At 71.6% G+C, this 7,419-nt stretch carries 6 protein-coding genes and 1 other RNA gene; 1 reads left to right on the top strand and 6 read right to left on the bottom strand.

Going from position 1 to position 7,419, the window contains the following annotated elements:
• Window positions 1-53 precede the first annotated feature (53 nt).
• The 3 genes from GT042_RS07245 to GT042_RS07235 all read right to left on the bottom strand — a co-directional run bounded on the left by GT042_RS07245 (window position 54) and on the right by GT042_RS07235 (window position 4,233).
• Window positions 54-2,180, bottom strand: coding sequence for a glycosyltransferase (locus GT042_RS07245; RefSeq protein ID WP_161307880.1), 2,127 nt, complete (start codon window positions 2,178-2,180; stop codon window positions 54-56).
• A gap of 135 nt (window positions 2,181-2,315) precedes the next feature.
• A complete protein-coding gene (locus GT042_RS07240) occupies window positions 2,316-2,942 on the bottom strand; it encodes a hypothetical protein (protein ID WP_237530541.1) in 627 nt (208 codons plus the stop codon).
• 340 nt (window positions 2,943-3,282) lie between these two features.
• Window positions 3,283-4,233 (bottom strand): LysR family transcriptional regulator, encoded by a 951-nt coding sequence (locus GT042_RS07235; protein WP_161307877.1) that lies wholly within the window; start codon window positions 4,231-4,233, stop codon window positions 3,283-3,285.
• A gap of 84 nt (window positions 4,234-4,317) precedes the next feature.
• Here GT042_RS07235 and GT042_RS07230 point away from each other — a divergent pair, with 84 nt between their 5' ends.
• Window positions 4,318-5,577 (top strand): MFS transporter, encoded by a 1,260-nt coding sequence (locus GT042_RS07230; RefSeq protein WP_237530539.1) that lies wholly within the window; start codon window positions 4,318-4,320, stop codon window positions 5,575-5,577.
• A 48-nt stretch (window positions 5,578-5,625) separates the two neighbouring features.
• Here GT042_RS07230 and ssrA read toward each other — a convergent pair.
• The 3 genes from ssrA to GT042_RS07215 all read right to left on the bottom strand — a co-directional run.
• Window positions 5,626-6,012: a transfer-messenger RNA gene (ssrA, locus tag GT042_RS07225) on the bottom strand.
• A gap of 122 nt (window positions 6,013-6,134) precedes the next feature.
• Window positions 6,135-6,614, bottom strand: a complete 480-nt coding sequence (gene smpB / locus GT042_RS07220; protein WP_161307876.1) for an SsrA-binding protein SmpB — start codon at window positions 6,612-6,614, stop codon at window positions 6,135-6,137.
• A 35-nt stretch (window positions 6,615-6,649) separates the two neighbouring features.
• The coding region (locus GT042_RS07215) for a S41 family peptidase (RefSeq protein ID WP_161307875.1) at window positions 6,650-7,419 on the bottom strand (770 nt) is incomplete at its 5' end.

Below are 7,419 nucleotides of genomic sequence, written 5' to 3'. Positions count from 1 at the left end.
GGCTCCGTTGTCCACCGAAGGGACGCTCGTGCCACCGGCCGCCGAGGGGATGGTCATGCCACCGGCCTCCGCTCACCGCTGGGCCCCCGGGGGGCCGGCACCGAGCCCGGTGCCTCCACCACTCCCGTACGCCGCAGCTTCTGCCAGCGCAGCCGGCCGCCGGTGAGCGCGGTGATCCAGGACTGGAGCAGCACGACGTACATGAGCTGCCGGTAGAGGATCTGCTGGAGCGGCAGGGTGATCAGATGGGTCATCCGTTCCCGGTCGAGCCGGAAGGCGTACGCGGCGCAGACCGCCTGCACGAGCAGGACGCCGAGCCACGCCACGATCGTCTTCCCGGTCGGGCCGAAGACCAGGCCGTACAGCAGGAACACGTCGATCAGCGGCGCGAGCAGCGGCGCCAGCACCATGAAGAGGGAGACCAGCGGCAGGCCGACGCGGCCGAAGCGGCCGGAGGGGCCGCGTTCGACCAGGGCCCCGCGGTGCTTCCAGATCGCCTGCATCGTGCCGTAGCTCCAGCGGTAGCGCTGGGACCACAACTGCTGGACGGACTCGGGCGCTTCGGTCCAGGCGCGGGCCCGCTCGGCGTACACGACGCGCCAGCCGTCGCGGTGCAGGGCCATGGTGATGTCGGTGTCCTCGGCGAGGGTGTCGTCGCTCATCCCGCCGACCCGCTCCAGGGCCTGGCGCCGGAACGCGCCGACCGCGCCCGGGATGGTGGGCATGCAGCGGAGCACGTCGTACATCCGCCGGTCCAGGTTGAAGCCCATCACGTACTCGATGTGCTGCCAGGCCCCGATGAGGGTGTCGCGGTTGCCGACCTTGGCGTTGCCCGCCACGGCCCCGACGCGCGGATCGCCGAACGGCTGCACCAGCTCGCCCACCGTGGACGGTTCGAAGACGGTGTCGCCGTCCATCATCACGATGATGTCGTGGCGGGCGTGCGCGATGCCGTTGTTGAGCGCGGCCGGTTTGCCGGCGTTCTCCTGCCGTACGACATGGACGTTGGGCAGCCACATCTCCTCGACGATGTCGGCCGTCCCGTCGGTGGAGCCGTCGTCGACGACCACGACCTCGATGGGGTGGCCGCTCTCCATCAGGGAGCGGACGGTGTTGGCGATGCACTCGCGTTCGTTGTACGCGGGGACGAGCACGCTCACCGGTTCGGTGACGGGGTCGCCCCAGCGGAAGCCGGGGCGGCGGACCTTGCGCGCGTGGGCGAAGGACAGTGCCAGCATCAGGCCGAAGCGGAGGAGGACGAGGACGCCGATCACGGCCAGGCCGACGACCAGGACGTCGGTGACGCTGTCCGAGAGGGCGACCGCGGCGACCCAGGCCTTGCCCTTCCACAGGTCGGCGCCGGTGACCGGGGTGAGGGCGCTGGGCGCGCCGAGCGCCTCGGTGAGATTGACGAGACGGTAGCCGCGCTCCTGCATGGCGGGCAGATAGCGGCCGAGGGCCTCGACGGTCTGCGAGCGGTCGCCGCCGGAGTCGTGCATCAGCACGATCGAGCCCCGGTGGCCCTTGGGGGTGGCCCGCTCCACGATCGTGGCCGCGCCGGGCCGCTTCCAGTCCTCGCTGTCGACGCTGTCGAGGACCGTGATGTAGCCGAGGCTGCCGATGTACTGCGTGACCGGCCAGGACTTGTTGTCCATGGCGTCGGCGAAGGAGGAGTACGGCGGCCGGAAGAGCGAGGTCCTGACACCGGCGGCGCCCGCCAGCGCCAACTGGTTCTGGGTCAGCTCCCAGTTGGTCCTGGTCCTGGTCTGGTACGAGAGGTCGGGGTGGCTGAAGGTGTGCAGGCCGACCTCGTGGCCCTCGTCCACCATCCGCTTCACCAGGGCCGGGTAGCGCGAGGCCATCGTGCCCGTCACGAAGAAGACGGCGTGGGCGTGGTACTTCTTCAGCTCGTCCAGGACCTTGGGGGTCCACCGCGGGTCGGGGCCGTCGTCGAACGTCAGGACCAGCCGGCCGTCGGGGATGCTCAGCGACTTCGCGGGGGCCGCGGCGGAGCGCGCGTCGATGACGGGGCCGCCGTCGAGGATCCGGTCGGGCACCTGGTCGGTGGCGGCCGGGGGGCGGACGCGGTGGTCGGCGAGTATCTCGCTGTGGACGTAGCCGCGGAGCATGAGCATCGCGAGCATGGCGACGAGGACGAGCGAGGGCAGCAGGTAGCGCATGGGCAGTCTGCGGCGGGCGGCCCGGTTGGCTCGGCCTGCTCGGTTGGCTCGGTTCTGGCGAGAGGTACGGCCCTGATGGGCGGCGCGGCCCTGACGCGGGACGCCGTCGGCCGGGCGTCTGCGGGAGGAAGGCATCTAACGCGCCCCTTCCGCGGCCAGTTGCTGGGCGCCCGCCTGGTCCGGCGGCGGATCGGCCGGCGAGGTGGTCGGGTCGACGGGGGGCGGGCTGGAGTCCGGGGAGGGCGGCGGCGACTCGCCACCGCTTCCTCCGGCGGCGGTCCCAGGGTCGTCGACCGGGGGGCCGCCGGGCACGGACGGAGCACCGGTGCCCGGGTCCGTACCGCCCGCGCCTCCCGCCGCTCCGGCTCCGGCGCCTCCGGCCGTTCCGGCGCCGCCGGACGGCGGCTTCACCGTGGCCCCTGGCTTCGACACACCGGGGTCGGGCGTGCCCGTGGCACCGGGCGGCACGCTGCCCGAAGGGCCGGGAACGACCACGCCGTTGGAGTCCGTCGCCGTGGGCAGGGCGGCGGGATCACCCGGCGCCTGCGAGCCTGTTCGTGTCGCTTTCGGGACTGGCTTGTTTTCGACCGTCTCGGGCTTCTTTTTGTCCGCGAGACCGGGTATTTGCAGCCACGGCGCGCTGGAGCTGCCGCCTATGACGGCGGCGCCCAGCATCACCGCGTAACAGGCGCAGGCGACCGCCACGACCCAGCCGGCCCGCCGGAACTTCCTCCCCCGCCGGCCGCTCGCGTCGACGAACACCGGGCCGTCGGAACCGTCTCCCTGACCCTCCCGCGCGGGACCTGACTCCGGCGCGGGGTGGGCACCGGCGGGCAGCTCCGAGAGCTGACGACCGGGGCCATCCAGTTCGATAGTGCCATCAATCGGCTCTTGCGAATGCCCGGTTCGGGCGTCATCTCGCCATTTTTCCACTACTGCGCACATCCCCCACTGACTGTCTTGGGTGCGCAATCGACTGGTCGGGCAGGCCGTCGGTCCAGGCCCCCACCTGAACCGGAATGCCCCCTACCACACCGCACCCGGACGATGAATGTAGCGCAAGGAGGTGTCGCCCGTACCTCGGCTTGACGGACACCATGCGTCAATGCTGTGACGGCCGCGGAACCCAACTCGCGGGTAACACTTCAAGCCATCCGCCCTCGCTGCCGAGTTCGGCCGCGGCGGCCCGTAAAGCGTTCACACCGGCGTGTTTCAGCCTCTCCCGCCACACCAGAAACACGGGTGACAGAGGTACGGGCGCCACGAGGGGCCGCAACACCGCTCCCGGCATTTCCGGCGCGTCCACCACCGTGAGGACGGGGGTGCGGTGTTTCGCCATGATCCGCCGGAACTCCTCCCGCCCGACGGCCATCGGCGCCGGTTCCCGGAGCGCGACGGACCGCCCGGCGAAGAGCTGCCGCGCCAGTTCGGTCCACTCCGGCGTCCGCGGATTCCCGGCCCCCGCGTACACCCGCTCCCCGGCGAGCGCGGCGAGCGGCACCTCCGCGCGGTCCGCCAGGGGATGGTCGTACGGCAACAGCACGGCCATCGGCTCGTACCGCACCAGCTGGCACCGCAACCCCGCACGCATCCCGCGCGCGAGCCCGTCGAAGTACCCGAAGGACACGTCGAGCCGTCCGGCGCGCATCTCCCCGGCGGCACCGGTCAGACCGCTCTCGAACCGGGCCATCAACTCACAGTCCGGCGCGAGTTCACGGGCCCGCGCCAGCACCCGCCCGGAGGTCAGCAGCCCCTCGGAGTTGAGGTCCACGAGCAACGGCCTCGCCCCCTCGGCACAGGCGGCGAGCAAGTCGTCCTGCGCCGCCAACACCCTCCGGGCGTACGGCAGAAGCCGCTCACCGTCCCCTGTGAGCGCCACCTGCCGGGTGGTCCTGACGAAGAGTCCGGTCCCCAACTCCCCTTCCAGACGCCGGATATCGCGGCTGAGGGCCTGCTGGGCAACGTACAACCGCGCGGCGGCGCGGGTGAAGTGCAGTTCCTCGGCGGCGGCGACAAAGGCGCGGAGGAGCCGAGGTTCGATGTCTCGGGACATCCGCCGCATTCAACAACACGGCTGCGTGAATGGCCACCGATCAGGTGTTGGACCGCGCGCCGCACCGGCCGTGAGGGTGGGGCCATGCCTCAATCCACCGGCCGTCCGCCCGAAACCCCTGAGCGCGTACCGGCGTACCGGAGCCCGGCCCGGCGCGTGAATCCGTACGCGCGCCTCTTCGCGCCCCCGGGCGCCCGCGCCTTCACCGCCGGATCGCTGCTCGCCCGGCTCCCGGCGGGGATGTTCACCGTGAGCGCGGTGATCATGATCGCGGGTCAGCGCGGCTCGTACGCGCTCGCCGGGGCCGTCACCGCCACCGGCCTCGCCGTCACCGCCCTGGCCGCCCCCGGCGTGGCCCGTCTGATTGACCGGCACGGGCAGGCCCGGATCGCCGTCCCCGCCGCCGCGTCGGCCGTCCTCGGCTCACTCGCCCTGGTGCTCTGCGTCCGTCACCGCGCGCCGGACTGGACGCTCTTCGCCGCGTACGCCGCGACCGCCACCACCCCCAACACCGGCGGGATGTCCCGCGCGCGCTGGGTCCATCTGTTCCGCGCCGACACCCCGGAGCACCGGGCGGCGCGGCACACCGCCCGCTCCTTCGAACAGGCCGCCGACGAGCTGTGTTTCATGCTGGGACCGGTGCTGGCCGCCGTCCTCTGCTCGGCGCTCTTCCCGGAGGCGGGCACACTGACCGGCGCGGTCCTCCTGCTGACCGGCATCCTGCTCTTCGCGGGGCAGCGGTCCACCGAACCGCCGGCCGCCGGGGGTACGGGGGCGGCGCGCGCCCCTCTCCGCTCCCCCGCGCTGACCGCCCTGCTCGCCGTCCTCCTCGCCACGGGCGCGGTCTTCGGCGCGACCGAGGTCGTGACCCTCGCCTTCGCGGACGACGGCGGTCATCCCGCCTGGGCGGGCGGCGCGGTGCTGGCGCTCCAGGCCGGCGGGTCGTGCGTCGCCGGACTCCTGCTGGGCCTGCTCCCGCCACCACGCCGGGCCGCCCGCCGGCTGGTGCTCTGCCTCGCCGCGATGAGCACGCTGCTGACCGTCCCGCTACTCGCGGCGCTGTCCGGTTCACTGCCCCTGCTGGCCGGGAGCCTCCTGCTGGCGGGCGCGGCGACCGCCCCGACCATGGTGACGGCGATGGGACTGGTCCAGGGCCTGTCCCCGGCGGGGCGGCTGAACGAGGGCATGACCCTGGCCGTCACCGCCCTGCTCGGCGGCATCGCGGCCGGCTCGGCGGTGGGGGGCTGGACGGTGGAGCACCTGGGGCCGGCACTCGGATACGCCGTGCCGCCCGCCGCCGCGCTCGTCGCGCTGCTGGTCGCGGCGTCCTCCGGACACGACTGAGGCCCCGCTGCCTTTGGGGGCAGCGGGGCCTCGGCCTCACATGGGGTGTTGTGGAGATGGCGGGAATCGAACCCGCGTCCAACGGTGCAGAACCAGGGCTTCTCCGAGCGCAGTCCGTTACGATTTTCTCGGCCCCGGAGATCACACGGACAAGTCTCCGACGGGCTCAGTCACTGTTTGATTTCCTTCCAGGTCCCGTGACCGGACCTAGAAGTTTAGTTCCCTCATTGATGCCAGGATCCGGGTCGGGAACAGCCCCGGGCTGACACTCCGCGGAGTCTTCGCTAGCTGCTAATTAGGCAGCGAGAGCGAAGGCGGAGGAATCGCGCTTAGAAGTGGCGATTATTGTTTGCGACATATGGTTTACGAGATCATTGCCGCTTCCTCGGCTCGCTTCACCTGCTTCGACATCCGCTGTCGAAACCGATCATCCCCATGTTGTTTTTTCAAACTGCTTCCTGCATGCACCCTCGATGGAGTGCACGCCCCATCCTACGTGATCAACCGACCACGGTCCACGCGTATTCCCCGCGCGGTGCGCCCGGGCGGCGGGCCCGTCAGGCCCGCTGCTTGCGCCGGACGGCCGCGACCGCGCGGTTCGTCTCGCGCAGATCCTGCTTCTCCCGCAGCGTCTGACGCTTGTCGTACTCCTTCTTGCCCTTCGCCAGCGCGATCTCGATCTTCGCCCGGCCGTCCTTGAAGTACATGGCCAGCGGCACGATCGTGTGCCCCGACTCGCTCGACTTGGAGTCCAGCTTGTCGATCTCCAGCCGGTGCATCAGGAGCTTCCGCTTGCGCCGGGCGCTGTGGTTGGTCCACGTCCCCTGCGTGTACTCCGGTACGTGCACGTTGTGCAGCCAGGCCTCGCCGCCGTCGATCTGCACGAAGCCGTCCGTGAGCGACGCCCTCCCCTGGCGCAGGGACTTCACCTCGGTGCCGGTCAGCACGAGACCGCACTCGTAGGTGTCGATAATGAGGTAGTCGTGCCGCGCCTTCTTGTTCTGCGCGATCAGCTTGCGCCCTGTTTCCTTAGCCATAGTCCTTCCATTTTCGCACCTGGACGCGGTTTTCCTTAACCATTTCCGCCGAGGCCGCTGAGCACGGTCCGCGCCCGGTCCTGTGCCCGCTCGCTCACCTGCACGTCGGGGGTGATGCCCCGGCCGTCGACCCCGTGGCCGTCCGGCGTGCGGTAGTGCCCGACGGTCAGCTCCGCGACGGAGCCGTCCGGCAGCTTGCTCGGCATCTGCACCGAGCCCTTGCCGAAGGTACGCGCCCCGACCGTGATGGACCGGCCCCGGTCCTGGAGGGCGCCCGTCACCAGCTCGGCCGCGCTCATCGTGCCGCTGTCCACCAGCACCACGAGGGGCCGGGTGGTGTCGCCCCCCGGATCAGCGTTCAACACCCGCTGCTCGCCGTTTATGTCGTACGTGGCGACCAGGCCGCCGTCCAGGAACGCGGAGGCGGCCGTGACGGCCTCGGAGACCAGCCCGCCGCCGTTGCCCCGCAGGTCGAGGAGGACGCCGGCCTCGCCGGGGGCGTCCAGCACCGCGTCCCGTACCCGCGCGCCCGTGCCCTTCGTGAACGCCTCGACCTTGATCAGCCGGGCGCCGCCCGCGAGCGTGCCGACCGTGACCGATTCGGTGGTCAGCTCGGCCCGCCGCAGCGTACGCGTCCAGCGATGGCCGTCCCGCTCCAGGCCCAGCACCACGGAGGAACCGGCCGGCGCGCTCCTCGTGTCGCCGCGCAGCAGCGCCATGACCTCCGTCACGGGCCGCTTCGCGACGGACGCGCCGTCCACGGTCCGTACGGTGTCCCCGGCCCTGATGCCCGCCCGGGCGGCGG

The organism is Streptomyces sp. SID3212, from assembly GCF_009865405.1.
Classification (GTDB): domain Bacteria; phylum Actinomycetota; class Actinomycetes; order Streptomycetales; family Streptomycetaceae; genus Streptomyces.
Note: the sequence above shows the minus strand (reverse complement) of the source record. Positions and strands in the feature narration are given on the sequence as shown.

Excerpts from the sequence above, each read along its gene's own strand:
- GT042_RS07235 (WP_161307877.1), bottom strand. The coding sequence starts at position 4,233 with ATGTCCCGAGACATCGAACCTCGGCTCCTCCGCGCCTTTGTCGCCGCC.
- GT042_RS07230 (WP_237530539.1), top strand. The coding sequence starts at position 4,318 with ATGCCTCAATCCACCGGCCGTCCGCCCGAAACCCCTGAGCGCGTACCG.
- smpB (WP_161307876.1), bottom strand. The coding sequence starts at position 6,614 with ATGGCTAAGGAAACAGGGCGCAAGCTGATCGCGCAGAACAAGAAGGCG.
- GT042_RS07245 (WP_161307880.1), bottom strand. The coding sequence starts at position 2,180 with ATGCGCTACCTGCTGCCCTCGCTCGTCCTCGTCGCCATGCTCGCGATG.